General features: G+C 65.5%; 26 protein-coding genes. 13 read left to right on the top strand and 13 right to left on the bottom strand.

Going from position 1 to position 25,749, the window contains the following annotated elements:
* Positions 1-64: 64 nt before the first annotated feature.
* On the top strand, positions 65-1,042 hold the full coding sequence (locus tag CO675_RS19465; protein ID WP_097673508.1) for a GlxA family transcriptional regulator: 978 nt from the start codon (positions 65-67) through the stop codon (positions 1,040-1,042).
* A gap of 65 nt (positions 1,043-1,107) precedes the next feature.
* Here the strand turns inward: CO675_RS19465 and CO675_RS19460 are convergent, their stop codons facing one another.
* From CO675_RS19460 to CO675_RS19445, 4 genes are all read right to left on the bottom strand, one after another.
* The gene (locus CO675_RS19460) at positions 1,108-2,004 is read right to left on the bottom strand and encodes a haloalkane dehalogenase (RefSeq protein ID WP_097673507.1); all 897 of its coding nucleotides are present in this window, start codon (positions 2,002-2,004) and stop codon (positions 1,108-1,110) included.
* Between the two features lie 59 nt (positions 2,005-2,063).
* Complete coding sequence (locus CO675_RS19455; RefSeq protein WP_097673506.1) at positions 2,064-3,131, bottom strand: ABC transporter substrate-binding protein; 1,068 nt, start codon at positions 3,129-3,131, stop codon at positions 2,064-2,066.
* Positions 3,132-3,221: 90 nt separating this feature from the next.
* Positions 3,222-4,280 (bottom strand): dipeptidase, encoded by a 1,059-nt coding sequence (locus CO675_RS19450; RefSeq protein ID WP_097673505.1) that lies wholly within the window; start codon positions 4,278-4,280, stop codon positions 3,222-3,224.
* Positions 4,281-4,418: 138 nt separating this feature from the next.
* On the bottom strand, positions 4,419-6,692 hold the full coding sequence (locus CO675_RS19445; protein WP_158231272.1) for a hybrid sensor histidine kinase/response regulator: 2,274 nt from the start codon (positions 6,690-6,692) through the stop codon (positions 4,419-4,421).
* Between the two features lie 289 nt (positions 6,693-6,981).
* Between CO675_RS19445 and CO675_RS41760 the strand changes: the two genes are divergently transcribed.
* Positions 6,982-7,116, top strand: coding sequence for a hypothetical protein (locus CO675_RS41760; protein WP_283808112.1), 135 nt, complete (start codon positions 6,982-6,984; stop codon positions 7,114-7,116).
* Between the two features lie 64 nt (positions 7,117-7,180).
* Here the strand turns inward: CO675_RS41760 and CO675_RS19440 are convergent, their stop codons facing one another.
* On the bottom strand, positions 7,181-7,951 hold the full coding sequence (locus tag CO675_RS19440) for a gamma-glutamyl-gamma-aminobutyrate hydrolase family protein (protein WP_097673503.1): 771 nt from the start codon (positions 7,949-7,951) through the stop codon (positions 7,181-7,183).
* A gap of 278 nt (positions 7,952-8,229) precedes the next feature.
* Here CO675_RS19440 and CO675_RS19435 point away from each other — a divergent pair, with 278 nt between their 5' ends.
* Entirely contained in the window at positions 8,230-9,402 is a 1,173-nt protein-coding gene (locus CO675_RS19435; RefSeq protein WP_097673502.1) for an AI-2E family transporter, read from the top strand.
* Here the strand turns inward: CO675_RS19435 and CO675_RS19430 are convergent.
* The 5 genes from CO675_RS19430 to CO675_RS19410 form a co-directional block, all read right to left on the bottom strand.
* Positions 9,395-9,631 (bottom strand): hypothetical protein, encoded by a 237-nt coding sequence (locus CO675_RS19430; protein ID WP_097673501.1) that lies wholly within the window; start codon positions 9,629-9,631, stop codon positions 9,395-9,397. The genes CO675_RS19435 and CO675_RS19430 overlap by 8 nt on opposite strands.
* Before the next feature lie 46 nt (positions 9,632-9,677).
* Positions 9,678-10,895, bottom strand: a complete 1,218-nt coding sequence (locus CO675_RS19425) for a GGDEF domain-containing protein (RefSeq protein ID WP_097673500.1) — start codon at positions 10,893-10,895, stop codon at positions 9,678-9,680.
* A gap of 245 nt (positions 10,896-11,140) precedes the next feature.
* Positions 11,141-11,617, bottom strand: a complete 477-nt coding sequence (rpsI, locus tag CO675_RS19420; protein WP_097673499.1) for a 30S ribosomal protein S9 — start codon at positions 11,615-11,617, stop codon at positions 11,141-11,143.
* Positions 11,617-12,081 carry a 50S ribosomal protein L13 gene (gene rplM, locus CO675_RS19415; RefSeq protein WP_050405657.1) on the bottom strand — a complete coding sequence of 155 codons (465 nt, stop codon included), beginning with the start codon at positions 12,079-12,081 and terminating at the stop codon, positions 11,617-11,619. Before rplM ends, rpsI begins: the two co-directional genes overlap by 1 nt.
* A 153-nt stretch (positions 12,082-12,234) precedes the next feature.
* The gene (locus tag CO675_RS19410; RefSeq protein ID WP_097673498.1) at positions 12,235-12,663 is read right to left on the bottom strand and encodes a PaaI family thioesterase; all 429 of its coding nucleotides are present in this window, start codon (positions 12,661-12,663) and stop codon (positions 12,235-12,237) included.
* A 71-nt stretch (positions 12,664-12,734) separates the two neighbouring features.
* On the opposite strand from CO675_RS19410, the gene CO675_RS19405 reads away from it, so the two are divergent.
* The 8 genes from CO675_RS19405 to nadC all read left to right on the top strand — a co-directional run bounded on the left by CO675_RS19405 (position 12,735) and on the right by nadC (position 20,655).
* The gene (locus CO675_RS19405) at positions 12,735-13,562 is read left to right on the top strand and encodes an enoyl-CoA hydratase (RefSeq protein ID WP_097673497.1); all 828 of its coding nucleotides are present in this window, start codon (positions 12,735-12,737) and stop codon (positions 13,560-13,562) included.
* A gap of 107 nt (positions 13,563-13,669) precedes the next feature.
* Positions 13,670-14,254: a CoA-binding protein gene (locus CO675_RS19400; RefSeq protein ID WP_097673496.1), complete on the top strand. Its 585-nt coding sequence runs from the start codon at positions 13,670-13,672 to the stop codon at positions 14,252-14,254.
* A 147-nt stretch (positions 14,255-14,401) separates the two neighbouring features.
* On the top strand, positions 14,402-15,682 hold the full coding sequence (locus CO675_RS19395; RefSeq protein WP_097673495.1) for an O-acetylhomoserine aminocarboxypropyltransferase: 1,281 nt from the start codon (positions 14,402-14,404) through the stop codon (positions 15,680-15,682).
* A 158-nt stretch (positions 15,683-15,840) separates the two neighbouring features.
* Complete coding sequence (locus CO675_RS19390) at positions 15,841-16,245, top strand: hypothetical protein (RefSeq protein ID WP_097673494.1); 405 nt, start codon at positions 15,841-15,843, stop codon at positions 16,243-16,245.
* A gap of 14 nt (positions 16,246-16,259) precedes the next feature.
* Entirely contained in the window at positions 16,260-17,219 is a 960-nt protein-coding gene (locus tag CO675_RS19385) for an NUDIX hydrolase (protein ID WP_097673493.1), read from the top strand.
* A gap of 54 nt (positions 17,220-17,273) precedes the next feature.
* Positions 17,274-18,260 carry a quinolinate synthase NadA gene (gene nadA / locus CO675_RS19380; RefSeq protein ID WP_097673492.1) on the top strand — a complete coding sequence of 329 codons (987 nt, stop codon included), beginning with the start codon at positions 17,274-17,276 and terminating at the stop codon, positions 18,258-18,260.
* Positions 18,257-19,807: an L-aspartate oxidase gene (locus tag CO675_RS19375; RefSeq protein ID WP_097673491.1), complete on the top strand. Its 1,551-nt coding sequence runs from the start codon at positions 18,257-18,259 to the stop codon at positions 19,805-19,807. The genes nadA and CO675_RS19375 overlap by 4 nt, the downstream gene beginning before the upstream one ends.
* Positions 19,804-20,655: a carboxylating nicotinate-nucleotide diphosphorylase gene (nadC, locus tag CO675_RS19370; RefSeq protein ID WP_097673490.1), complete on the top strand. Its 852-nt coding sequence runs from the start codon at positions 19,804-19,806 to the stop codon at positions 20,653-20,655. The genes CO675_RS19375 and nadC overlap by 4 nt, the downstream gene beginning before the upstream one ends.
* Positions 20,656-20,659: 4 nt before the next feature.
* Here nadC and CO675_RS19365 read toward each other — a convergent pair whose 3' ends face one another.
* Positions 20,660-21,745, bottom strand: coding sequence for a COX15/CtaA family protein (locus tag CO675_RS19365; protein WP_097673489.1), 1,086 nt, complete (start codon positions 21,743-21,745; stop codon positions 20,660-20,662).
* Positions 21,746-21,936: 191 nt separating this feature from the next.
* Between CO675_RS19365 and CO675_RS19360 the strand changes: the two genes are divergently transcribed.
* On the top strand, positions 21,937-22,146 hold the full coding sequence (locus CO675_RS19360; protein WP_076857838.1) for a DUF2842 domain-containing protein: 210 nt from the start codon (positions 21,937-21,939) through the stop codon (positions 22,144-22,146).
* On the opposite strand, the gene CO675_RS19355 is transcribed toward CO675_RS19360, so the two are convergent.
* Positions 22,143-23,171 carry a polysaccharide deacetylase family protein gene (locus CO675_RS19355; RefSeq protein WP_097673488.1) on the bottom strand — a complete coding sequence of 343 codons (1,029 nt, stop codon included), beginning with the start codon at positions 23,169-23,171 and terminating at the stop codon, positions 22,143-22,145. The two genes, CO675_RS19360 and CO675_RS19355, sit on opposite strands and share 4 nt — an antisense overlap.
* A gap of 168 nt (positions 23,172-23,339) precedes the next feature.
* Here CO675_RS19355 and CO675_RS19350 point away from each other — a divergent pair, with 168 nt between their 5' ends.
* Positions 23,340-24,533, top strand: a complete 1,194-nt coding sequence (locus tag CO675_RS19350) for a GNAT family N-acetyltransferase (RefSeq protein WP_097673487.1) — start codon at positions 23,340-23,342, stop codon at positions 24,531-24,533.
* 17 nt (positions 24,534-24,550) lie between these two features.
* On the opposite strand, the gene CO675_RS19345 is transcribed toward CO675_RS19350, so the two are convergent.
* Positions 24,551-25,486 (bottom strand): LysR family transcriptional regulator, encoded by a 936-nt coding sequence (locus CO675_RS19345; protein WP_097673486.1) that lies wholly within the window; start codon positions 25,484-25,486, stop codon positions 24,551-24,553.
* Between the last annotated feature and the right edge of the window lie 263 nt (positions 25,487-25,749).

The raw sequence follows: 25,749 nt of genomic DNA, 5'->3' as shown, positions 1-25,749 counted from the left end.
GGCAATATCTGCCACAGCCTGCCTGCATCGATCGGGTAGGATGACGGCAAATTCAGGAGGTCCCATGAAGCTTGCGATCCTCGCGCTGGAAGGCTGCATGCAATCGGCGGTCGCCGGCATCGCCGACATCCTCACGCTCGGCAACCATGTGATGCAACTGCGCGGCGGCAAGGCGCGCTTCGCCTGGCAGACGCTCTCGCTCGACGGCAAAGCCGTGCGCGCAGGCGGCGGCAAGTTACTTGCCGTCGACGGCGCGGTCAGCAGGCGGACGGCATTCGACGCGATCATCGTGCCGGGCAGCCTCGTGGATCATCTCACTGCCGAGCGCCTGCAGCCGCAATATGACCGCGCCGGCGCCTGGCTGCGCCAGCAACATGCCAGCGGCCGCCTGATCGGCGCCTTCTGCAGCGGCGTGCTGCTGCTCGCCAATGCCGGTTTGCTCGACGGCCGCCGCGCCACCATCACCTGGTGGCTGCAGAGCGAACTCCGCCGCCGCCATCCCAGGATTGATCTTGCGAGCGATGCCGTGCTCACCCAGGCCGATCGCCTGGTCTGCGCCGCCGGCCCGATGTCGTGGGTCGATCTGTTGCTGCGGCTGATCGAACTCGTCGAGGGCCCGGAGGTCGCAAAGGTCTGCGCCGACTATGCGGTGATCGACACCGCACAGCGCACGCAGGCGATCTTCATGCCGCTCGGCTACATGCTCGCCCAGGATCCGCTGCTGATGAAGGCGGACATGCTGGTGCGCCGCACCGGCAAGGCGCCGATTACGGTGCGCAGCCTTGCGCAGGCGCTGGGGTTGAGCGAGCGGACGCTGAACCGCCGCTTCCGCGAATTGACCCACGAGCCGCCGCAGGCCTTCATCATGCGCCGCCGCGTCGAGCACGCCCGCACGCTGCTGGAGACGACGGTGCAACCGATCAAGGCCATCGCCCGCGCCACCGGCTATGAGGACGAGAGCAGCTTTCGAAAGGCTTTCCGCAAGCTGACGCTGCTGTCGCCGCAGGCTTATCGCGCGCAGCGGACGATGCGTGCAGCCTGAGACTACCCATCGGTTCAAGCTTTGCAGCGCGGCTGCGTTGGCCCGACTCTGCCCATCCTCCGCAGTCAGGACAGCAGCGGCAGCGCGCCCTTCAGGACATCCTCACCCCATTCCTGCACGAAGTGTCCGGCTGCGGTGAGCGTGACCGGCTCGGGGCAATTGCGGACCGTTTGTCGCATCTCCGCCATCACGGCCGGCCCGAGCACCGGATCGGTCATGCCGATCACCATCGCAGTCTTGCCGCCGTATTCGCTTCGCCACCATTCGCGCGCCTTGCGCGAAATGGCCGCCCCGCCGGCATTGGGCTGGTCCGGCACGAGATTCGGGAAGCGGCGCACACCGGACTTGTAGCTCGCATCAGGGAAAGGCGCGTCGTAGGCCGCTGCCTCCGCGGACGAGAGCTGCGGGCAGGCGCGCGCCATCAGCTTGCCGACGGCCATATCGGGATTCGCGTTGCTCCACGCGCGCCAATCCATGAAGCCCTTCGTCAGCGGCCGGTCACCGGTCGCGAGCATGGTATTCATGATCAGCAGCGCTTCGAAGCGATCGACCATGTCCATCGGGATGGTAAGACCGAGCAAACCGCCCCAGTCCTGGCAGACCAGCGTGATGCGGCCGAGATCGAGCGCACGGATCAGGGCGATCAGGCTCTCGCGATGGAAGTCGAAGGAGTAGACGGCCTCCTCGACAGGCTTGTCGGAGCGACCGAACCCGAACATATCGGGCGCGATTACCCGATAGCCGGAGGCGACGAGGCCGGGAATCATCTTGCGGTAAAGGTAGCTCCAGGTCGGCTGGCCATGAAGGCACAGCGCTACACGCGCATTGCCCCTTCCCTCGTCGAGATAGTGCATGCGCAAACCGGCATAGCCGGGAAGATCGTCACGATAGTTGGGCGCGAACGCATAGCCGGGAAGGCCATCAAAGCATGCATCCGCGGTCCGCAAAGCTCCGATCGCCATTGTCCAAATGCTCCCTCGTCGTTGACGTCGCTCGCCGGATGGGCGGCGAGGACCAGCCGTCACACCCGGAACAGTTTCGCGTACCTTGCCTTGATCTCCTCGCTCTGCGCCTGCACCTGGGCCGGATCGGCCTTGAGCATCTTCAGCTTGTCGAGCGGCACGTGCCCGGCCTTTTCCTTCACCCTGGCGTGGAAAGAGCGGTGCGCGAATTCGTCGGCCAGCATCTGCTGGGTTTCGGCGCTGAAGAAATAGCTCTGGAACAGCCGTGCCGCGCTCGGGTTCGGCGCGCTCTTGAAGATGCCGCTCGGCACGATGATCAGCGGTGCGCCCTCAGTCGGGTAGACCACCTCGACCGGCTTGCCCTGATCCTTGGCCAGCACGAGGTTGTAGTCGTTGCCGTCGGCCATGACCGCGCGCTCGCCGAGCAGTATCTTCTTCGGTGGATCGGCAGCCGACTGCACCTGCATCACCCGTTGCTGCGAAAGCTTCTCCAGATACGGCCAGCCGAGATCGCGCGCCAGCACGAAGGTCGCGGTCATGATCGCGCCAGAGTAGCCCGGGTGCCCCTTGACGATCTTGCCGCGCCATTTCGGGTCGAGCAGATCGGCGTAGCTCTTCGGCGCCTCCTCGCGCTTCACCTGCTCGGTGTTGTAGCCGATCACCTCGAACCAGGCACAGGATGTCGCCGAGGTGCCGTCGGGATCGATCTGATCGGCCGGGAAATGCCTGGCGACGTCTTCCGGCAAGTACGCGGCGAGCCAGTCGTTCTTCTTCCAGTCGAGGTAATGCGCGGGATCGGTCGAGTTGGCGACGTCGACGGCATGGATACCGCTGCCCTGCTCCTGCGCGATGCGCTGGAAGATGCGTTCGGCGCCGGAGCGCTCGACGCGGACGCTGATGCCGGGATATTTCTGTTCGAAGTCGCGCGCGAGACGCTCCGCCGTGTTCAGTTCGAGCGCGCTGTAGAACGAGATCTTGCCTTCCTTCTTGGCGGCTGCGATCAGCTCCGGCGTCACGGCCTCAGCCGGCGGCGGCGCCGCCCGCAGCGGTTCGGCGAACACCATGCCCGCGGCCGTCGCCGCCGTCGCCTTGAGCCAGTCGCGTCTTGACCATTTCCGGTCCTGCATCTCGCGCTCCCTGAATCGGGCCGTTGACCGGCCGCGCCGTTGTTGTGCAGCTACAATAGATCACGATCGATCGACAGTGTGCAGCAGTTTTCACCGCCAGCTTTGACGGAACATCCGCATCCAATTGTCGAACGCGATCTTGCGCAACGTGGCCTCATCGAAGCCGTGCGTGCGCAGACCCTGGATCAGGTTCGGAAGGTGGCTTGCATCCCGGAGCGGAAGGGGCATGAGCGCGCCATCGAAATCGGACCCCAGCGCAACATGGTCGTCGCCCATTCGATCGACCAGGTAGCTGAGGTGGTCGACGACGGTCTCGATCGGGATGTCCGGATCGCGGGGCCCGTCCGGGCGCACCTCGGACACACTGAAATTGAAGCCGACGACGCCGCCCGATGCTCTGACGGCGTCGAGCTGCCGGTCGGTTAGGTTGCGGGTCGCGGGGCAGACCGCATGCGCGCAGGCATGGGTCGCCACGATGGGCGCGGTGCTGATCGCCACGAGATCCCAGAAGCCGCGCTCGTTGAGGTGAGCCGCGTCCAGCATAATGCCGAGCGCGTTGCAGGCCCTCACCAGCGCCTTCCCCGCGTCAGTCAGACCGGGACCGGTATCCGGGGAACGCGGATAGGCGAACGGCACGCCGTGGCCGAAGATGTTGGGCCGGCTCCAGACCAGGCCGAGTGAGCGCAGACCGCGGGAATAAAGCTGCGCCAACCCGTCCAGATCGGCGTCGATCGCTTCGGCGCCCTCGAGGTGCAGCACGATTGAAAACGCTGCGTCCCGCCGTGCGGCCTCGATCTCATCCACGGTCGTCGCCCATCGGATTTTTCCGCCGGCGCGGGCCACCAAGGTCTCCAGCCCGCTCAGCTGGGCATCGATGGTACGGCGCGCGTAGTCCAGATTGAGTGGCTCCGCAAGGCGCACCTCGTACCCGTCAGCGGTCTGGGTGAAATCGCCTTGGCGCGGATGTTCTGCCTTGGCGTACATCGCGAACAGCCCGCCGACCATCCCGCCCTCCCGGGCGCGCGGCAGATCGAGGTGCCCCTCCTCGGAGCGCACGAGAAAATCGCGCCCGCCTTCGCGGTATTCGGCGAGGTGCTGAGATGCGTCGTTGTGGCCGTCGAAGATCGCGATCTTGCTGTGGTCCTGCACGGTGCTGCCTCCCTCGCGCAGCTTAGGTCATGCATGTAGGATGGGTAGAGCGAAGCGAAACCCATCGCTCCGCGCAAGGTCTGACAATGATGGGTTTCGCTCCGCTCTACCCATCCTACGAACCGCGCCTTGAGCGCCTTACATCTTCTCAGGCGGGTTCTCGCGCAGGAAGCGCTCGAGATCGGGCTGCACGGAGTAAGGCTGCGGAACCGGATCGCCCTGAAAGTCGACCTGAAGATCGAGGCAACGCCGCAACATCCGCGCCAGCTCGCTGCGCCGGTAGGGCTTGGTTAGCAGCGGAATGCCGTGGCCGCCACGGCCCTGTTGCACCGGCAGCGCGCCATCGCTGTAGCCCGAGGTGAAGAGCACCCGCAGCGCCGGGCGCCCGGCCATCAGCGTCTCCGCCAATTGCCGGCCGTTCATGCTGCCGGGCATCACGATGTCGGTGAACAGGAGATCGAATGCGGTGCCGCTATTGACGATCGCGAGCGCGGCATCTGCGTTTGCCGCAACCAGCACCTTGTAGCCGAGGCCATCGAGCTGACCCGTGACGTAGTCGCGGATCGTGGGATCGTCCTCGACGCACAGGATGGTTTCGTTGCCGCCCCTGACAGGCAGCTCTTCCTCCTCGACCGCGCGCTGCGCGGTGCCGTCCGCCTTGGGCAGATAGATCCTGAAGATGGTGCCGCGCCCCTGCTCGCTCTTGACCTCGATCCCGCCGCCGCTCTGCTTGACGAAACCGAACACCATGCTGAGCCCGAGGCCGGTGCCCTGCCCGACCTCCTTGGTGGAGAAGAACGGATCGAAGATCTTCTCCAGATGCGACGGCGAAATGCCGGTACCGGTATCGCTCACCTCGATCACCAGATGATCGCCGGCGCGCTCGACGCCGAGCGCCACCGCATCGGGAATCCCGAGCTGCATGTTGCGGGTCGCAAAGGTCAGCGTACCGCCCTCAGGCATCGCATCGCGCGCATTGATGGCCAGATTGACCAGAGCGGCGCCAAGCTGGCTGCGGTCGACAAAGGCGAACCAGGCATCGCGGCCGAGCTCCGTCCTGATCTCGGTCTGCGATCCCAGCGTCTGCGACAGCAGCCGGACCACTTCGCCGATCAGGTCGTTGACGTTGGTCTCGGCGGGCTGCAACGGCTGCTTGCGCGCGAACGCCAGCAGGCTCGAGGTGAGCTGTGCGCCACGATCGGCGGCATCGCTGATCAGCTTGGCGATCGCGGCAAGCTGCGGATTATCCCTGACGCCGTCGGCGAGGATCTCGATCGTGCCGGTGATCACGGTCAGCATGTTGTTGAAGTCGTGCGCGATGCCGCCGGTCAACCGCCCGAGCGATTCCGTCTTCTGCGCCTGGATCAACTGCTCTTCGGCGCGCCGGCGCTGGGTGACGTCCCTGACGAACGAATTGATGATCCAGCCATCGCCGCGGCGTAGCGCATTGAGCGACACCTCGACATAGAACCGGTGGCCGTCGCGATGCACGGATGCGGTTTCATAGCGCATGCCCATGCCGCCGGCCGCGGTCTCCTGCAGGAAGCGGGTAATCCGCTGCCGGTGTGCAACCCGCAGCTCTTCCGGAAAAACCAGTTCGACCACGCGCCGGCCGACCGCCTCGGAGCGCGTCCAGCCGGTCAGCGCCTCGGACTGCGGGCTCCAGTCGAGCACGATGCCGTCCTGGTCGGTCTGGACGAAGGCGTCGAGCGCGGTCCTGACAATGGCTTGCGCCATCTGCTCGCTCTCCACCAGCGCCTGATGCGCCTGACGCTCCGCGGTGACATCGCGCAGCACGATGACCGCGCCGCGCAAATTGCCGGCATCGTCGCGCAGCGGCCTGGCGTTGGCGACAAGACAGACAGCCGGTTCCGGCCGCAGCGGTTTGACGATCAGTTCGCAATCGTCGATATCCTCGCCGCGCAGCGCACGCGCCATCGGCGTCTCTGCGATCGGCATCACCGTCGTGCCGTCAGCATAATAGTTCTGGAAGTTGCGAACGCCGGTCAGGGTGTCAAAACCGGGTTCGACACGGTACAGCCGCCGCGCCGCGGCGTTGACGATCACGATCATCGCATGCTCGTCGGCTACCACCACCGGATCGCGGATGCTCTCGACGGTCTTCTCCAGCAAATGCTGTCTGCTGCCCAATTGCGCGGACAGCTCGGCAAGCGTCGCAGCGAGCTGTGCGGCCTCGTCGTCGCCACTCGGGCGTATCGAGAGCTGCTCGCCGCGCGACAGCGCCTCCGCCGCCCGCACCAACTGGGCGGGCGTTCTGGACTGCGACCTCGCAATCATCTCAGCCGTCATCAACACCACCGAAACCACACCACAAGCGAGCAGAATGCCCGGCCAAGTGACGCCATGGATGAAGCCCATCGCGAGCAGGAGTGTGACGACGGGAAGCATCATCCCAGCCGCCAGTCGGCCCGACAAATTCATCCCGACCAACTCATCGTGAGCAGTTGCACCGGAAAATGGAAAAGCAAAACAATATCGGAAAGGATCGTCGGCGCCGGGGCAATATCGGGTGGCTCGCGCCTTCTTGCTTAGCCGAGTCCGGCCTTGCAATCCGCCACTTTCGTATCCGTACAAGTACGGAGAAAGCCCGCGCCGGCCCCAGTCGACGCCGGTTGAACCGCCTCCAGCGCCGGGGAGTCCAAGCCGGCGGTCGCGATTTGGGGCATCTTCGCGCGGCTCCATGTCGGCTGGGGCGAGGTCCAATGCGTCCAGCTTCGCGGCGACCTACGGCCTCGAATATCTCTATCTCGGCCTGCCCGCCGGCACGCCCTACCCGCCGATGCCCGACACCAGCAGCGGGTTTCATCTGGTCTAGGCTCGCTTGAAACACGTTCGCGGCTGACGATACCGCCGCCCAAGCTGTCCGGTGAGCGGGCCAGCTACGCTGCCCGCCGGCGCTCGCGCAGGGCGTCGCCGAAGGCCTCGAACAGCGCGCGGTTGATCGGGTTGCGCTGCGGATCGTATTCGGCGTGCCACTGCACGCCGAGCGCAAAGCCGGGCGCATCGGCGATGCGGATCGCCTCGATGGTGCCGTCCTCGGCGATGCCCTCGATCACGACGCGCTTGCCGGGCTCGAGGATGCCCTGGCCGTGCAGCGAATTCACCCGAATGGTCTCGCAGCCGAGGATCCTTGCGAAGGCGCCACCCGGCGTCAGCGCGACGTCATGACGATCGGCGAACACCACGGTCGGATCGGGATGGATCTCGCCGTTCTCCAGCCGCGGCATCCGGTGGTTCATGCGGCCCGGGATCTCGCGGATCTCCGGATGCAGCGAGCCGCCGAACGCGACGTTCATCTCCTGCAGGCCGCGGCAGATGCCGAAGATCGGCACGCCGCGCGCGACGCAGGCCTCCGACAGCGCCAGCGCGACGTCGTCGCGGTGGATGTCGTAGGGCTCGTGAGCGGCGCAAGGCTCGGTGTTGAAGCGGGTCGGATGAACGTTGGCGCGGGCCCCGGTCAGCACCACGCCGTCGACCACGTCGAGCAAGGCGCCGACCTCGGTGATTTCGGGGCTGCCCGCAAACATCAAGGGCACGGCGCCCGACACCTCGGCAACCGCGCGAAGGTTGCGCTCTCCGACCATCTGGACTGTGAAACGATTTTCGATGCGATGGGCGTTTCCGATCACGCCGACCACGGGCCGTCTCATTATTGAAGTCTCGCGCAATGATTCTTCTAAGTTTGCGACTTTGCGGAGACGATCATGCCTTCGAGTTCCGGCCGGATCAACTGCCTATATCTGCACAGGGGGCCTTGCGATCCTGCACAGATTTGCAGCCCTCGGGGCCCCAAATCCGGCCGGACACCCCAGCAGTCGCGCCGGGTCCCCAGCGCGTCAGCGGCAAACCGGCACGGTCCGCCCAGCTTGATCCCGGCGGGATTTTCGCCAAAGACTGCTCGAACACCGTCGCGAAGGGGGAATCACCCGTGACAGACCCGGCTGACAATCGCCTGCAGGCCCGCAATGACATGGCGTGGGCGATCGCCGTCGGCGGCATCGGCATCGTGCTGTTCGCCGCCCTGCTGACCTTCGCCTGGCAGTTTGCCGCGACCCTGTTCCTGCTGTTCGCGGGCATGCTGCTCGGCGTCGCCCTCAATGCCATGGCCACCCTGCTCGGCCGGCTCACCGGGCTGCCCCACGCGTTGCGGCTTGCGATCGTCTGCCTGGCGATGGCCGGGCTATTGTCCGGCATCGTGTTCCTCGGCGGCACCACGATCGCGCAGCAAGCCACGGTGCTGAGCAACACGATCAAATCGCAGCTCGGCAACGTCAAGGAGTTCCTCGAACAGCACGGCGTCGATACCAGCTATCTCGACTTCACCAATGCCGCCGGCGAGGCGAAGGGCGAAGGCTCCGCCGTGACGACGACGACATCGACGCCCGCAACGTCGTCGCAGTCGCATGGCATCCCCGGCGCCGGCGCGCTGGCCTCGAGCGGCGGCGCGATCATCAGTCAGACGCTGAAGGTGCTGCTCGGCACCGTCAGCGTCGTTGGCAACTTCTTCATCGTCCTGTTCCTCGGGCTCGCCTTTGCGGCCCAGCCGAGCATTTACCGCGCCGGATTGCTGTTCATCGCGCCGGCCAAGTACCGCGCCCAAGCGACCGTCATCGTCGACCGCATCGGCGAGACGCTGGAGCGCTGGCTGATCGCGCAGATCATCACCATGACCGCGGTGTTCCTCGTCACCTGGATCGGGCTCGCCATCATCGGGATTCCGAGCTCGTTCATCCTCGGCATCCAGGCCGGCCTGCTCGCCTTCATCCCGACGGTCGGCGCGATCCTGGGCGGGCTGATCGTAGTGCTGGCGAGCCTCGCAAGCGGGTGGATCGCGGCGCTGTCGGCCTTCATCCTGTTCCTCGGCGTCCACGCGCTGGAAAGCTATGTGCTGACGCCGATCATCCAGCGCCAGGCGCTCGATATCCCGCCGGCAACGCTGTTCGCGTTCCAGATCCTGCTCGGCGTCGTGTTCGGCATCTGGGGGCTGGCGCTGGCGCTGCCGCTGATGGCGATCGCCAAGGTGATGATCGACCACTTCAAGGCGGAGGATCAGGCGCCGGCGCAGATGCCCGCGCCGTCGAACGTGCCGCAGCTCAGTTGAAGAGCAGGACCGTACCGACGACCATCAGCATCACGCCGAGCAGCATCACGATCGGCCAGCGGCGCAGCGGCGGCTGGTATCGTCCTTGCGCGCGGCGTTCGGCGATCAGCGCGGTCTCGTATTCATCGGAGTCCGAGAACAGACAGGCGAAGCCACCGCGCGCAGAAGCCGCGTCGGCTTCGAGCGACATCAGGGCTGAATGCGGGTTGCGGGTGCGGATCGACTCCATGCCCGAAAGCATGGGATCGAATGGTTAACCAGTCGTTACCACGCACTCACGCGCGGGCGGGCGCCGGCTTTTGCCGCGCCGATGCCGGCAACCCCGCGGTCTTGCGCCGCCAGTTCTCCAGCGACAGCGGCAATTCCTCTGCGGCCTCGACGCGATTGCGGCCGCCACGCTTGGCCTGGTAGAGCGCCGTGTCGGCCGAGGCCAGCAGCACCTCGAGCTCGGTCCCGGCGGGTCCACCGGCCACGCCGATGCTGACTGTGGTGTCGACCGCACCTTCCTCGCAGGTGATGTTGCTGTTCTCGAACGCCTCGCGCACGCGCTCGGCGACCAGGACGCCCTCCTCCAGCGAGCACGGCAACAGTGCTGCGAACTCCTCGCCGCCGATCCGGCCCGACAGATCGCTGATCCTGAGGCTGTTGACCACCACGGCGGAGAACAGTTTCAGGATCTCGTCGCCCGCGGGATGGCCGAACCGGTCGTTGATCGACTTGAAGTGATCGAGGTCGAAGATCATCACGGTGACCGGCCGGCCGGCCGTGGCCTCCCGCTCGATCACCCGCGCGCAGGCTTCGGTAAATCCGCGGCGGTTGAGCATGCCGCTCAAGGGATCGATCGACGCAGCGGTCTTGTGCACGGCCACCGCGCGGTCCGACACCATCATGAAAATCACGAACACCGTGCCGATCGCGTACAGCACGAGCTCGATCGAGAACAGCGTGACCCAGAAGCTGCTGACGAAGTTCTGGCCGTTCAGCCGCAGCAGGTCGCCGACCAGGATCGGCAGCATCAGGACACAGCCATGTGCCACCGGGATCGCGATCGCAATCCATCGACGTTGCATCGCGCGGCGGCGCTCGCTCCAGAGTTCGGAGGCGGTCATCGCGGCATAGATCGCGACGATCCCGGCGCCGATGGTCAGGCGCAACGCCGGATCGGCGATTGACGTCACGGCACCGATCCACACGATCGGGCCGAGCACGAGACCCGGCAGGTTGGCCTTGCGGCCGTGGAAAATGCGCGCAGCGTTCCAAACCATGCCGCAGGCGGCGAAGCCGATCGCATTGAGGCCCAGCAGGACCATCGGGTCGAGCGTCGAGCTGCCGACCGTCCACAGCGCGACGGAGGCCGCGCCCAGCAGATAGGCGGTGCCCCACCACTTCAGCGCGGCAATGTTCTCTTGCCTGCCGAACAACCAGAGCATGGCGCCGAGCATGCCCGCGACCATGGTGGCGAACAGATAAAGCGTCGATGGATCGAACGACATAAGTCACCCCAGCCCGGTGATGCAACGTTCGCAGGCGCAATTAATACGGTGATGCAGCGCCAGTGCGAGATCGCAAGCTAGAAGGCCCGAGTTCCAATTTCGTTTGCACGCACACGCAAGTTTTCATGAAAAACTGCGCTAATTCGCGTCGAAGCATGCGCGGTGGGGCGCAGCAAAAAGGGCGCCTCGCGGCGCCCTCTGCAACTCGATGCACGCGGCAATTGCCGCGAATTTGAGAACTCGAACTAGCGCTTCGAGAACTGGAAGGACTTGCGGGCCTTGGCCTTGCCGTACTTCTTGCGCTCGACCGTGCGGCTATCGCGGGTCAGGAAGCCGCCCTTCTTGAGGACGCTGCGCAGCTCGGGCTCGAAGTTGGTCAACGCCTTCGAGATACCGTGGCGGACCGCACCGGCCTGGCCGGAGAGACCGCCGCCGGCGACGGTGCAGATCACGTCGTACTGGCCGTTACGGGCGGCAGCGACCAGCGGCTGCTGGATCATCATGCGCAGCACCGGGCGGGCGAAGTAGACTTCGATGTCGCGGGTGTTGACCGAGATCTTGCCGGCGCCCGGCTTGATCCAGACACGGGCGACCGCGTCCTTGCGCTTGCCGGTGGCGTAAGCGCGGTTGAACTTGTCGATCTTCTTGACATACTTCGGCGCGTCGGGAGCCGCCGGCTTGACCTGCGAGAGCTGGTCGAGGGACTGCAAAGTATCGGACATTATGCGGCCCTCGTGTTCTTGCGATTCAGGGAAGCGATATCGACCTTCTCGGGGCTCTGGGCCTCATGCGGATGCTCGGCACCCGGATAGACGCGCAGATTGCCCATCTGCATGCGGCCGAGCGGACCGCGCGGGATCATGCGCTCGATCGCCTTCTCGACGACGCGCTCGGGGAAGCGACCCTCGAGGATCTGCTTCGCGGTGCGCTCCTTGATGCCACCGATGAAACCGGTGTGCTTGTAGTAGACCTTCTGGTCGCGCTTGCGACCGGTCAGCACCACATGCGCGGCGTTGACGATGATGACATTGTCGCCGCAATCGACATGCGGGGTGTAGGTGGGCAGGTGTTTGCCGCGCAGGCGCATCGCGACGAGCGTGGCGAGACGACCGACGACCAGACCCTTGGCGTCGATCACGACCCACTTCTTCGTCACTTCGGCGGGCTTGGCCGAGAACGTGCTCATGTGTGAAATCCGTGAAAAGGAAATCGGCGCCGAATGCGCCGAACTGCGTGGGTTTCTAGAGAAGCCGCGGGCGCACGTCAACGTCGAAACGCGCAAATTAAACCAGCAAAAACAATAGCTTATAAATATGGTGCAATAATACCGTGAGAAAGCCTATTGATTTGGAATGGAATAGGTCGCCGTGACATGGGCGATCGGATCGGGTGAGGTGCCGGACAGCAGGTTCACCTCGCCGACCGCAAGCCGCTTGCCGAGCTTGAGCAGCTTGGCGACGGCAAGCACGTCCTGCCCCGGCTGGCCCTTGCGCAGGAAGTTGATGTTGAGGTTGGTGGTGACGGCAAGGCCGATCGGCCCGATCGCCGACAGCAGCACCACATACATCGCAAAATCCGCCAGCCCCATCAGGGTCGGCCCCGACACCGTGCCGCCCGGCCGCAGCATGCGCTCGCTGAAGCGCTGGCGCAGCAGGGCCGTCTCGCCGTCGGCGCTTTCGATCCTGATGTCGTCGTGGGTGAACGCCTGCGGAAATTCCTTGCGCAGGAACTCCTCCAGATCAGCCACGCTCATTTTCGCAATCGCCATGCGGTCCCTGCCCTCGCTTCAGCCTGCCTGTTACATTAAGTTGTCATAGAGACCAAAGTGGAATTTTTGCCATGTCCGCCCAAGCCGCCCGCGCCGGAGCGCCGCAACACCAGCCGATCCTGCTGCGCGAGACCGTGGGCAGTATCGCGCTACTGACACTCAATCGCCCCGCGGCACGCAACAGCCTCTCCGAGGGTCTGATCGGCGAGCTGCACGCTGCGCTGAATGAAATCGGCGCTGACAAGAGCATCCGTGCCGTCGTGCTCACCGCCAACGGCCGAGCCTTCTGCGCCGGCCACGACCTCAAGGAGCTCACCGCGCGCCGCACCGACGCCGACCGCGGCCGCGCCTATTTCGCACAGATCATGAACGCCTGCAGCGCGATGATGCAGGCGATCGTGCATCTGCCGAAGCCGGTGGTGGCATCCGTCCAGGGCATCGCGACTGCGGCGGGCTGCCAGCTCGTCGCGAGCTGCGACCTCGCGGTTGCCTCCGAGGCCGCGGCGTTTGCGACGCCGGGCGTCGACATCGGGCTGTTCTGCTCGACGCCGATGGTGGCGCTGTCGCGCAACGTGCCGCGCAAGCAAGCGATGGAGATGCTGCTGACCGGTGAACCGGTCTCCGCGGCAACGGCGCAGAGCATCGGCCTCGTCAACCGCGTGGTGCCGGCAGGCACCGAACGCGACGCCGCAATCGCGCTGGCGCAAAAGGTCGCGCTGAAATCGGCCTACACCGTCAAGCTCGGCAAGGAGGCGTTCTATCGCCAGGCCGAGATGAGCCTCGCTGAGGCCTATCGCTTCGCGGCCGAGGTGATGACCGAGAACATGATGGCGCGCGATGCCGAGGAAGGCATCGGCGCCTTCATCGAGAAGCGCGACCCGAAGTGGCAGGACAAATAGTCTCCCCGTCATTGCGAGCGAAGCGAAGCAATCCGTCGCACCACAAGGAAGCATGGATTGCTTCGTCGCTACGCTCCTCGCAATGACGCAATTGAAAAAGACGAACGATGAACCACGACGCCTACGACGACAACTACATCCGCAGCATTCTGAACAACGTCAAAACGATCGCGATGGTCGGCGCCTCGCCCGTCAACGTGCGGCCGAGCTATTTCGCGTTCAAATATCTGGCGCAGCGCGGCTACGACATGATCCCGGTCAACCCCGGCCATGTCGGCAAGGCGCTGATGGGCAAGCCGTTCGTCGCATCGCTGGCGGATATTGATCGCCCGATCGACATGATCGACATCTTCCGCAACTCGAGCCACATCATGCCGGTGGTCGAGGAGGCGTTGAAATTGTCACCGCTGCCGAAGGTGATCTGGATGCAGCTCGGCGCGCGCGACGATGCCGCGGCCGAGAAGGCGGAGGCCGCCGGCCTCAAGGTGGTGATGAACCGCTGCCCGAAGATCGAGTACGGCCGGCTGTCGTCGGAGATATCCTGGATGGGCGTCAACTCGCGCACACTGAGTTCCAAGCGCGCGCCGATCCCGACCCAGGGCATGCGGCTGTCGCTCAACCGCACGAGCTTTGGCGGCGGCCAGACTGCGGCATCCGACCGCGCGGCAAAAAACAAGACCGAGACCACCTGACATCGCGGCGGAATAATCGCTCCGATCATCCGGTATAGCCCGGGATGCCCCTCCCAAGACCGGCGGCGTGCCCAACTCGCTTGACGGCGGACGCCGCCGCCATCAGCATGCCGCGCGTTTCGACCAGGCCACAACAGGACACAAAGAATGACCGATCGCCTTCCGGGATTTTCCACCCTCGCCGTGCACGCCGGCGCACAGCCTGATCCCACCACCGGCGCACGGGCGACGCCGATCTACCAGACCACGTCATTCGTCTTCAACGACGCCGACCACGCGGCTTCGCTGTTCGGCCTGCAGGCCTTCGGCAACATCTATACCCGCATCGGCAACCCGACCAACGCCGTGCTCGAGGAGCGCGTCGCAGCGCTCGAGGGCGGCACGGCAGCGCTCGCAGTTGCCTCCGGCCACGCCGCGCAGCTCGTGGTGTTGCAACAACTGCTCCGGCCCGGCGACGAGATCATCGCCGCGCGGAAACTCTATGGCGGCTCGATCAACCAATTCACCCACGCCTTCAAGGCGTTCGGCTGGAACGTGGCCTGGGCCGACCCCGACGACGTCGCAAGCTTCGAACAGGCGGTGACGCCGCACACCAAGGCGATCTTCATCGAATCGATCGCCAACCCCGCCGGCAGCATCACCGATATCGAGGCGATCGCGGCCGTTGCGCGCAAGGCCGGCGTACCGCTGATCGTCGACAACACGCTGGCCTCGCCCTATCTGATCAAGCCGATCGACCACGGCGCCGACATCGTCGTGCACTCCCTGACCAAGTTCCTCGGCGGTCACGGCAACTCGCTCGGCGGCATCATCGTCGACGCCGGCACCTTCGACTGGTCGAAGGACAACAAATATCCGATGCTGAGCGAGCCGCGCCCGGAATATCACGGCATCCGGATCCAGGAGACCTTCGGCAATTTCGCCTTCGCGATCGCCTGCCGCGTGCTCGGCCTGCGCGACCTCGGCCCCGCGCTGTCGCCGTTCAACGCCTTCATGATTCTGACCGGCATCGAGACGCTGCCGCTGCGCATGCAGAAGCACTGCGACAACGCCAAGGCGGTGGCGGAATTCCTCTCCACCCACCCCGCCGTGTCTGCGGTGAACTATGCCGGCCTGCCCGGCGACAAATACAACGCCCTGCAGCGCAAATATGCGCCGAAGGGCGCCGGCGCGGTGTTCACCTTCAGCCTCAAGGGCGGCTATGACGCAGGCGTCAATCTGGTGTCGAACCTGAAGCTGTTCTCGCATCTCGCCAATGTCGGCGACACCCGCTCGCTGGTGATCCACCCGGCCTCCACCACCCACAGCCAGCTCGACGACGCCGCCAAGGTGAAGTCCGGCGCGGCGCCCGAGGTGGTACGGCTCTCAATCGGCATCGAGGACAAGGAAGACCTGATCGCCGACCTCGACCAGGCCCTGCGAGCCTGATCCCGCCATTGTTCCGGAGCGGTGCGCCGCATCGCTCCGGCTACTTTGCTCCGAACGACGGGCCTCGCGTTAACGCTTAATTGCGACGGGTCTCTCGTTAACATTCAATCCGGCTTAAAGTGGCAGTGATAGGCTCCGGATGATTCGGGAGACCATTGATGCTGCGCTGGATATTGCCACTCGCGATCGCGCTGTTTGCGCTTCAGCCTGCTGACGCCGCCGACGGCCCAGTTCCTCCGAAGAGCGCCACCGTCAAGGCCGCGCGCCAGTTGCCGGCGGGCCTGCCGCGCCGGCATTACGCCTACCGCACCACCATCACGTCACCGACCTATGTGCGGCGCGGACGCCAGCTCGTGGTCGTCGAGCCCAAGGTCATCCCGCTCAATTCAGAGCCGTACATCCCGTTCGTGCGGGGTGAGCCGCTGCTGCCGGGGTCGTCGTCGCTGCCCGGCGATTACGGCAATTCCCGCTCCTACAGCTATCTCGGTCCCTATTACGGTGGCGCCTATGTCGATTATTGGGACCGCCTGCCCTACGCCTGCGGCGTCTACGGCTACTGCTAGCTCGGGACGCGCGCGTGGCCAGATCGCCGCACAAGAAATCCAGCGCACCGGCTTCAGGCAACGCTGTCACCGCTGACCTCGTCGCGGTGCTGGTCGCCGTTACCGACGGCACGCCTGATATCATGACCATCGCCGGCGGCTCCGCGCTGCCGAGCGGCCCGTTCGAGTTCACCCACCGCTCGCTGCAGACCGCGCTGCGTGCCTGGGTCGAGGCACAGACCGGCCATCCGCTCGGCTATGTCGAGCAGCTCTACACCTTTGCCGACCGCGGCCGGTCCGGCGACGCCAAATCGCCGCACAGCGTCTCGATCAGCTATCTCGGCCTGACCCGCGAGGACAAGGTCGGCGAAGGATTCGAGGCGCATTGGTCCGGCTGGTACGACTACTTCCCCTGGGAGGACCATCGCGCCGGCGCGCCCGCTTTCATTGCAAGGTCGATCGCGCCGAAACTGAAAGCATGGGCGAAAGCCGCGCCGTCACCGACGCTGCAGCGCGAGCGCTGGCAGCGCTGCGCGATCACCTTCGGCCTCGACGATCGCGACTGGAACGAAGAACTGGTGTTGCAGCGTTACGAACTGCTCTGGGAGGCCTCGCTGATCCCGGAAGCCGGACGCGCGCATGACCGCGAGGCGCCAATCGTGCCGGGCAAGCCGATGACGGCGGATCATCGCCGCATTCTCGCGACCGGAATCGCGCGGCTGCGCGCCAAGATCAAATACCGTCCGGTGGTATTCGAATTGATGCCGGCGGAGTTCACCCTGCTGCAACTGCAACGCAGTGTTGAAGCGCTCGCAGGCCGGCTGGTCCACAAGCAGAACTTCCGCCGACTCATCGAACAGCAGGAACTCGTTGAAGAGACTGGCGCAATGGCCGCCGATACCGTCGGGCGGCCGGCCAAGCTGTTCCGCTTCCGCCATGCCGTCTTGGCCGAACGGGCCGTCGCCGGCACCAAGCTCCCGCTTTCGCGCACTTGACACGCCTTATGCTCAGGATAAGTATAAGCCATCTTATGCTCAAGGAGAGTATAAATGGTTGCACTCGATACCGATCTGCTCACCCGCACCGCGCCGCTCTATGAGCGCGTCAAGCGCGTCATTCCACCATTCGAATGGGCCACGTTCGCCGAGGACGTCGACGCCATCCTCGAACTGAAACGGCGCCGCAATGCAGTGGTGCTGGCGCACAACTACCAGACGCCGGAGATCTTCCATGGCGTCGCCGATATCGTCGGCGACAGCCTGCTGCTCGCGCGTGAAGCGACCAAGGTCGACGCCGATGTCATCGTGCTCGCGGGTGTGCACTTCATGGCCGAGACGGCGAAACTGCTCAATCCGGCGAAGACGGTGTTGATCCCCGACCTGAAGGCCGGCTGTTCGTTGGCGGATTCCATCACGGCAGCCGACGTGCGGCTGATGCGCGCGCGCTATCCGGACGCGCCGGTGGTCGCCTATGTCAACACGTCGACTGCGGTGAAGGCTGAGTCCGACATCTGCTGCACCTCAGGCAATGCGCTCAGGATCGTGGAATCGCTCGACGCCGAGCGCGTCGTCATGCTGCCCGATGAATATCTGGCGCAGAACATCGCCAAGCAGACGAGCAAGAAGATCATCGCCTGGAAGGGCCATTGCGAGGTGCACGAGCTGTTCACCGCCGATGACGTGCGTCAGCTGCGTGAAAATTACCCTGATGTCACCGTTCTGGCGCATCCGGAATGCCCGCCCGAGGTGGTCGCCGAAGCGGATTTTGCGGGATCGACGGCTGCGATGCAGACGTTCGTCGAGACCAAACGTCCGCCGCGTGTGGTGCTGCTGACGGAATGTTCGATGAGCGACAACATCGCGGCCCGCAATCCCGATGTCGATTTCGTCCGCCCCTGCAATCTCTGTCCGCACATGAAGCGGATCACGCTGAAGAACATCCGTCACGCGCTGGAGACCAACCGGCACGAGGTCACGATCGATCCCGCGATTGCCGATCGCGCGCGCATGAGCGTCGAAAGGATGCTGGCAATATGAGTACCGATATCTCCGATCTCAACGGCCGCCCCGTGATCATCGGCGGCGGCGCCGCGGGACTGATGACCGCCCTTCAGCTCGCGCCCGAGCCGGTCGTGCTGCTGTCGAAGTCGCCGCTCGGCGCCGAAGCCTCCAGCATGTGGGCGCAAGGTGGATTGGCTGCGCCGGTCGGCGCGGATGACACCCCTGCCTTGCATCTCGCCGACACGCTCGCGGCCGGTGCCGGCCTCTGCGACGCGGCCGCAGCATCCCGGATCGTCCACGCCGCGCCTGATGCCGTGGCGCATCTGGCCGAGCTCGGCGTCGCCTTCGACCGGCGCGCCGACGGCAGCTGGCGGCTCGGGCTCGAAGCTGCGCACGGTCGCAACCGCATCGTGCACGCCACCGGCGACGGAACCGGCCGCGAGATCATGCGCGCGCTGATCGCAGCGGTCCGCCGGACGCCATCGATTACCTTGCTGGAAGGCGTCGAGGCGCGGCGGCTGCTGGTCGAGGACAATGCGGTCAGGGGCGTGCTTGCCGCCAGCGACCGCGGCGCGCTGACGATCGCAACCAACCGCGTCGTGATCGCGACCGGCGGCATCGGCGGGCTGTTCTCAGACAGCACCAACCCGGGCGGATGCTTCGGCCATGGGCTCGCGCTCGCGGCGCATGCCGGCGCAAAACTGTCAGATCTCGAATTCGTCCAGTTTCATCCGACCGCGTTCGACGGGCCGTCACGGCCGATGCCGCTGCTCACCGAGGCGATCCGCGGCGACGGCGCGGTCCTGATCGACGAGATCGGCCAGCGGTTCATGGCCGATCAGCCCGGCGCCGAGCTCGCGCCGCGCGACATCGTCGCGCGCGCCGTCTGGCGCCACCGCGCCGCGGGGCACCGCACCTTCCTCGATGCGCGCCAGCATCCAGGCGCGGATTTCGCGCAGCGCTATCCCGTGATCAGCGCGTTCTGCAAGATGGCCGGCATCGATCCAGCCACGGATCCGATCCCGATCCGGCCGGCGGTCCACTATCACATGGGCGGCATCGCGGTTGACGGCCATGGCCTCAGCACGGTGCAAGGCCTGTGGGCCTGTGGCGAGGCCGCGCGCACCGGCTTGCACGGCGCCAACCGGCTCGCCAGCAACTCGCTGATGGAAGCGATCGTCTGCGCGCGCTGGGTTGCCGAGAGCATCGAAGGCATCAGCGCAGGTCCGCGCGCGATGCTGAGCGACGACACGATGCCGCCCGCCTCCGATCCTTCCGCCGTGCGTCCGATCCTCACCCAGGGGCTCGGCGTGCTCCGCGACCGCGGCGGCATCGCACGCACAATCGGCAGCCTCTATCCGCTCGCGCGCAGCCACGGTGCAGCGTCCGACCCGGCGCTGGTCGGCTTGATGATCGCCGTCGCCGCAATCCGGCGCGAGGAAAGCCGCGGCGGTCATTTCCGTACCGACTTCCCGCACACCGCTGTGTCGGCAGCGCCGTCCACCCTCACCCGCGCCGATGCGCTCGCCGCCGCGCGCGACATCGTTGAATCCAAGCTATCAGCCAGGAGTGCCCTATCATGACCCTCAATCCCCTCTTGCCCCTGCTCTATGAGCCGATCGTGCAGACCGCGCTGCGCGAGGATCTAGGCCGCGCCGGCGATATCACCGCGGACGCGATCGTGCCGGCCGGCCAGCAGGCGCGGCTGGTGATGCGGGCACGGCAGCCCGGCGTGATCGCAGGCCTCGACGTGGCGCGGTCAGCATTCCAGATGGTGTCACCAGCGATCGAGCTGCGCACCGAGCGACCCGACGGCAGCGCGGTCGAGCCCGACCAAGTGATCGCGATCATCGACGGTCCGGCCCGCAGCCTGCTCACCGCGGAGCGCACCGCGCTCAACTTCCTCTGCCATCTCAGCGGCGTCGCGACCGCAACCGCCACGCTGGTGAAAGCGGTCGCGGGCACGCGCGCACAAATCGTCGACATCCGCAAGACCACGCCGGGACTGCGGGCGCTGGAGAAATATGCGGTGCGCGCCGGCGGCGGCGGCAATCACCGTTTCGGGCTCGACGATGCGATGCTGATCAAGGACAACCATATCGCGCTCGCCGGCGGCATCCGCACCGCGATCGAACGCGCCAAGGCCAATGCCGGCCATATGGTCAAGATCGAGGTCGAGGTTGACACGCTGTCGCAGCTCGAGGAAGCGCTGGCGCTGGGCGTCGACGCTGTTCTGCTCGACAACATGACGACCGAGCAGCTCGGCCAGGCGGTTCAGATGGCGCGCGGCAAGGCGATCACCGAAGCCTCCGGCCGCATCACGGCTGCGACGGCCGCGGCGATTGCCGCCACCGGGGTCGACCTGATCTCGGTCGGCTGGATCACCCACAGTTCGGCCGCGCTCGATATCGGGCTCGACTACCTGTCCTGATCGATCAAAGGGACTGGCCCGCCGGAACGAGGTTCGGCTGGCCTTGTTCCGTTCGGCGCGCGGCAAACCGCTCGGCCTGCAACACCGCGAGCGTCAGTACGACGATCGCGACAGCCTGGTGTGTCAGCGCCAGATCGATCGGCACCTGATGCAGCAGCGTCAGGATGCCGAGCGTCGCCTGCAGCGTGATCGCCGCCACCAGCCACCACGCGCCCGCGATGACGGCAGCTCCGGCGCGCGAGCGCACGGCGTCGATCGCATGCGCGATCGCCAGCGCGAACAACAAATAGGCGGTCATGCGATGCTCGAACTGCACCGTCAGCGTGTTGTCGAACAGATTGCGCCACCATGGCGTCTCGAACCACAGCCGGTCAGCCGACGGGATCATGCCGCCGTCGATCTCGGGCCAGGTGTTGTAAACCCTGCCCGCACGCAGGCCGGCGACCAGCGCGCCGAAATAGAGCTGCACGAAGGTGAGCACGAGCAGCACCGCGCTCGTGATCTTCAGCCTGACCGGCGCGATCACGGATGGGCGATCCGTCAAGCGCCGCAGCGTCCAGACGATCGCCGCGAAGATCAACAGCGCCAGCACCAGATGCGTCGCCAGCCGATATTGCGACACCTCGACGCGCTCCGAGAGGCCGGACGCCACCATCCACCAGCCGACGCCGCCCTGCAGCGCACCGAGACCGAAGATCACCCACAGCCGCCGGCCGAGCTCGCCGCTCACCGCGCCGCGCCACAGGAAATACAGGAACGGCAGCAGATAGGCGGCGCCGATCACCCGGCCGAGCAGCCGGTGGCTCCACTCCCACCAGAAGATCGTCTTGAATTGATCAAGCGTCATCCCGGCGTTGAGCTCGCGATATTGCGGGATGGTCTTGTAGCCCTCGAAGGCCTTCGTCCACTGCGCCTCGGTCAGCGGCGGCAGCGCGCCGGCCACCGGCTTCCATTCGACTATCGACAGGCCGGACTCGGTGAGCCGCGTGGCGCCGCCGACCAGCACCATCAGCGCGATCAGGCCGGCGACTGCGAGCAGCCAGACCCTGACCGCGCGGAGCTGCGATGGTTGTGCGGAAATACCGGCCATTTCGCCCTGACTTGATTGGATTTTCGGGCCCCTTATAGTCCGGCCCGCCCGCGGCGCAAGCGCCGCCTGAGGCCTCGTTCCGATCGGTCTGAACGAGACCTCAGCAATCTTTGTTTTGACGCGTTTTCTTGCGCGAACCGGTGTCCGCTTTGGTCGAAAACGCTCTGGATCACGAGTCATACATATCCGCCATGGCCATACGCACCCGCAAACTGCTCGGAACCATCTTCCTGCTGATCCTGGTCGTGGTGTGGTCGCTGCTTGGCATGACGGTGGCCCAGACCCCGTGGCTCGCCAATTCGGGGCTGCTCCAGGCGATCTTCTACGTCGTCGCGGGCCTCGGCTGGGTGCTGCCGGCGATGCCGATCGTGTCCTGGATGTCGCGACCCGACCGCGCCTAGGTCGCGCCCTCGTCGCGCCCATGCCGGGTCGGACGCACCGGCGGAAACATCACGCCCGAGAGCAGCACGCGCATCATCCGCAAGGAGCGCACGCGGCCGTCCCATGCGACGCGCGGCAGCGCGTAGAGATTGGTGCGCCCCTGTGCCTCGACCACCCCTGATATGGTCGACACCGCGCTGGCAAAGCCGGCCTCCTCGGCCATCATGACGTGCGGACGGCTGAACGCGTCACGGTCCCCGAAGGGGAATGCGAAATGCTTGACCGGCCGCCGCAGCGCGCTCTCGGCGACCGCCTTTCCCATCGTCATCTCGCGCTGCGCGTCGGCATCCTTCAGGCTCGACAGGGCGGAATAGTTCACCGTCGCGCTGCCGAACGTCACGTGCGGATCAGCCGCAAGCTTCGCCAGATCCGTCCAGTCGAGCGACGCGTTGCGCGACAATTGCGCCGCATCGGCCGAATAGCGCCGGCCAAGATCATTCACCGCATAGGCCAGATCGGGCGGCGACAGCTTGCGCAGCCAGCCGGACAGGAAATCGAACAGCTCGTATTTGTCCGACAGACCCGAGACCGTGAAGTGCCGTTCCTTGCCATCGATCATCAGGCTGATGCGGCTCTCGCGCCCGATGATGTCCTCGAGCACCAGCCACCACGCCGTGCCCACGCCGTCCGGGAAGGCTGTCGGCAGATAGAGGGTGAAGGGCACGCGGTGCCTGGCGAGCACGGGATAGCCATGCGTGACGATGTCCTTGCTGGCGCCGTCGAAGCTCAGGCAGACAAAGCGCCGGCGCTCCGGCAGCGTCACCGCGCGGCGGCAGGCCTCGTCGATCCCAACGATATCGTACTTCCAGCGCTTCAGCGCACGAATGGTGCGATCGAGGAAGGCAGGCGTGATCTCCTGGGATTTCAGCGGCTGGAACCGGGCGCGGTGCGCGGGGCGGACGCGCGCGAAGCGCAGGATCACCCCGGCGCCCCCTGCCTCATGCTCCCGCAAACGGAAGGCGCCGCTGAAATAGGCGAGCTCCATCCGGGCTCGCCGCAAAATCCTGTTGTCCGGCGCCAAGATCCCCGCCTCTGCCCGACGGTTCCCACCCACCGCCGGAGCATTGTTATTACTCTTTGTTGACATTTCCCTGCGAAGGTCGGCCGCGGCCGAGACCTGTAAATTAATACCTTAAGAAATTTGGGTTCCGAGATGATCATGGCGGCGGCAGTTGAAGGCCAGACGGCGGGGACGCGACCATGGCCGAACGCAATCCGCGTTGCCGGCGTCGACATCTTTCATGATCTCGCGGCCGCCGAGGCGACCTGGCGCAGTCTCGAGACACCGCAACACAGCTACACGCCCTATCAGCGCTTCGATTTCCTCGCCAACTGGCAGCGCCAGGTCGGCGAGCGCGAGGGCCTGCGGCCCTTCATCGTCGTGGCCCATGACAGCGAACGCCGTCCGCTGCTGCTGTTGCCGCTCGCCGTCGAGCAGCGCCTCGGTGCGAGCTGCGCGAGCTTCATGGGCGGCAAGCATGCGACCTTCAACATGGCGCTGTACGACAAGGACTTCGCCGCCAACGCAACCGATGCCGACATCACGGCGTTGATGAGCTCGATTGCCGAGCGGTCCCGCGTCGATGCGCTTGTGCTGTGCCAGCAGCCGCTGCGCTGGCAGGACCAGCCCAATCCGCTGGCGTTGCTGCCGCACCAGGCTGCGGTGAACGAGTGTCCGCTGCTGATGATCGAGCCCGGCGCCGCTCCCGCGGCACTGATCAGCAATTCGTTCCGCCGCCGCCTCAAGGGCAAGGAGCGCAAGCTGCAGGCGCTGCCCGGCTACCGCTATCATGTCGCCGCCGACAGTGCCGACGTCTGCCGCCTCCTAGATTGGTTCTTCCGCGTCAAGCCGCAACGCATGGCCGAGCAGAAATTGCCCGACGTGTTCGCCGAGCCGGGTGTCGAGCAGTTCATTCGCAGCGCTTGCCTCGCACCGCGCGCCGACGGCCAGGGCTACGCGATCGACATCCACGCGCTGGAGTGCGACGAGGAAGTGATTGCGATCTACGCCGGCGTCTCCGACGGGCATCGGTTCTCGATGATGTTCAACACCTACACGATGTCGGCCAATTCCAAGTTCAGCCCCGGCCTGATCCTGATGCGCGACATCATTGATCGTCATGCCGGCCTGAACTACCGCGCCCTTGACCTCGGCATCGGCTCGGACGAGTACAAGCGGCTGTTCTGCAAGGACAACGAGGCGATCGTCGACAGCTTCGTTCCGCTCAGCCTGCGCGGCAAGCCGGCGGCAAGCGCGCTGGCGGCCATCAGCCGCGCCAAGCGCGCCGTGAAGCAAAATCCGGCGCTGTTCGAGATCGCGCAGAACCTGCGCAGCATGTTCCGCTGAGAACGCCCGCGGCGACGCTAGACGGCGCTGTCGGACGGCTGCCGTCCGCTCTCGACGCCAAGCCGCATCATCGCATCGAACACCAGCATCGCGGCCGGCGACAGCGCGCGCTTGCGCAGCTTGATCAGCCCGTAACTCTCAAGCATCAGCTGGTCGCGGATGCGCAGCATCTTGAAGCGCTGCGGATCGAGCAGATCGAAGATCAGCAGGGGTACCGGCACGATCGCGTCGATGCCTGCGGCAATTCCGATCGAGGCGGAGAAGGATTCGGTGTTGATCATGCGCTGCGGCGGCGCAATGCCCCGGCTGTAGAACAGCCGCTCGAGCGCCTGGCGCATGAAGGATTCCCGCGGCTGGCAAATCCATTGCAGGTCGACCGTGTCTTCCAGATTGACGCTGTCGAGCGCGGCCAACGGATGCTCGGCGCGAACCAGCAGGCCGGCCTGCTCGGCGCCGATCTCGTGATAGTCGAACTGTCCGGGATCGACGCCGGCGGGTATTCGCGCAACGACGAAATCGAGCTCCAGCGCGAGCAGCCGCGCCACCAGCGGCGGGCTGGTGCTGACATCGAGTGAAATGTTCACGCGATGCAGCTTCTCGCCGAGGTACTGCATGACGTCGACGACGAGGTCGATGCTGGGCTTGGCGACCGTTCCGACCGAGACCGTGCCGAGTTCGCCCGACCGGTAACCCGCGAATTCATTGGTGACCCGGTCGAGGTCGGCCAGCACGCTCCTGCCGCCGCGGATCAGGATCGAGCCATAGGCGGTCGGCTCGACGCCACGCGCCGTCCGCTCGAACAACGGAACCCGCGCCACCGCCTCGATCTCGGCCAGCATCTTGGATGCCGCCGACTGGGTGATGTTGAGCCGCTCGGCGGCCAGCTGCAGCTTGCGCTCGCTGTCGAGCGCGACCAGCAGGCGCAACTGGCGCAATTTCAGATTATTGATCACGGCCCGCCACCATCCTGGCTCTTGACTCTATTTGACCCGTTTTCCTGCCGCGAACCGGCATCCACTTCGCTGGAAAACGCTCCAGGGTTCCCGCGTTCATACCGCGGTGCATCATGACAGTTTCGCCGTGGCTCCATTCCCAAATGCCATTAGTCACGCGGCGGTCGATTACACAACAATGAATCCAATACTTGCAAGGGCAAGGCGACGGACCGCTGCGGCTGCACGAAGGTGCCGCCCGGACAGCGCGATGACCGTGCGCC

Source organism: Bradyrhizobium sp. C9, from assembly GCF_002532045.1.
Classification (GTDB): Bacteria; Pseudomonadota; Alphaproteobacteria; order Rhizobiales; family Xanthobacteraceae; genus Bradyrhizobium.
The sequence above is the reverse complement of the archived record's forward strand: the minus strand, read 5'-3'. Positions and strand labels throughout refer to the sequence as shown.

Excerpts from the sequence above, each read along its gene's own strand:
- CO675_RS19465 (WP_097673508.1), top strand. The coding sequence starts at position 65 with ATGAAGCTTGCGATCCTCGCGCTGGAAGGCTGCATGCAATCGGCGGTC.
- CO675_RS19460 (WP_097673507.1), bottom strand. The coding sequence starts at position 2,004 with ATGGCGATCGGAGCTTTGCGGACCGCGGATGCATGCTTTGATGGCCTT.
- CO675_RS19455 (WP_097673506.1), bottom strand. The coding sequence starts at position 3,131 with ATGCAGGACCGGAAATGGTCAAGACGCGACTGGCTCAAGGCGACGGCG.
- CO675_RS19445 (WP_158231272.1), bottom strand. The coding sequence starts at position 6,692 with ATGATGCTTCCCGTCGTCACACTCCTGCTCGCGATGGGCTTCATCCAT.
- CO675_RS41760 (WP_283808112.1), top strand. The coding sequence starts at position 6,982 with ATGTCGGCTGGGGCGAGGTCCAATGCGTCCAGCTTCGCGGCGACCTAC.
- CO675_RS19440 (WP_097673503.1), bottom strand. The coding sequence starts at position 7,951 with ATGAGACGGCCCGTGGTCGGCGTGATCGGAAACGCCCATCGCATCGAA.
- CO675_RS19430 (WP_097673501.1), bottom strand. The coding sequence starts at position 9,631 with ATGGAGTCGATCCGCACCCGCAACCCGCATTCAGCCCTGATGTCGCTC.
- CO675_RS19425 (WP_097673500.1), bottom strand. The coding sequence starts at position 10,895 with ATGTCGTTCGATCCATCGACGCTTTATCTGTTCGCCACCATGGTCGCG.
- rpsI (WP_097673499.1), bottom strand. The coding sequence starts at position 11,617 with ATGTCCGATACTTTGCAGTCCCTCGACCAGCTCTCGCAGGTCAAGCCG.
- rplM (WP_050405657.1), bottom strand. The coding sequence starts at position 12,081 with ATGAGCACGTTCTCGGCCAAGCCCGCCGAAGTGACGAAGAAGTGGGTC.
- CO675_RS19410 (WP_097673498.1), bottom strand. The coding sequence starts at position 12,663 with ATGGCGATTGCGAAAATGAGCGTGGCTGATCTGGAGGAGTTCCTGCGC.
- CO675_RS19405 (WP_097673497.1), top strand. The coding sequence starts at position 12,735 with ATGTCCGCCCAAGCCGCCCGCGCCGGAGCGCCGCAACACCAGCCGATC.
- CO675_RS19400 (WP_097673496.1), top strand. The coding sequence starts at position 13,670 with ATGAACCACGACGCCTACGACGACAACTACATCCGCAGCATTCTGAAC.
- CO675_RS19395 (WP_097673495.1), top strand. The coding sequence starts at position 14,402 with ATGACCGATCGCCTTCCGGGATTTTCCACCCTCGCCGTGCACGCCGGC.
- CO675_RS19390 (WP_097673494.1), top strand. The coding sequence starts at position 15,841 with ATGCTGCGCTGGATATTGCCACTCGCGATCGCGCTGTTTGCGCTTCAG.
- nadA (WP_097673492.1), top strand. The coding sequence starts at position 17,274 with ATGGTTGCACTCGATACCGATCTGCTCACCCGCACCGCGCCGCTCTAT.
- CO675_RS19375 (WP_097673491.1), top strand. The coding sequence starts at position 18,257 with ATGAGTACCGATATCTCCGATCTCAACGGCCGCCCCGTGATCATCGGC.
- nadC (WP_097673490.1), top strand. The coding sequence starts at position 19,804 with ATGACCCTCAATCCCCTCTTGCCCCTGCTCTATGAGCCGATCGTGCAG.
- CO675_RS19365 (WP_097673489.1), bottom strand. The coding sequence starts at position 21,745 with ATGGCCGGTATTTCCGCACAACCATCGCAGCTCCGCGCGGTCAGGGTC.
- CO675_RS19360 (WP_076857838.1), top strand. The coding sequence starts at position 21,937 with ATGGCCATACGCACCCGCAAACTGCTCGGAACCATCTTCCTGCTGATC.
- CO675_RS19355 (WP_097673488.1), bottom strand. The coding sequence starts at position 23,171 with ATGGAGCTCGCCTATTTCAGCGGCGCCTTCCGTTTGCGGGAGCATGAG.
- CO675_RS19350 (WP_097673487.1), top strand. The coding sequence starts at position 23,340 with ATGATCATGGCGGCGGCAGTTGAAGGCCAGACGGCGGGGACGCGACCA.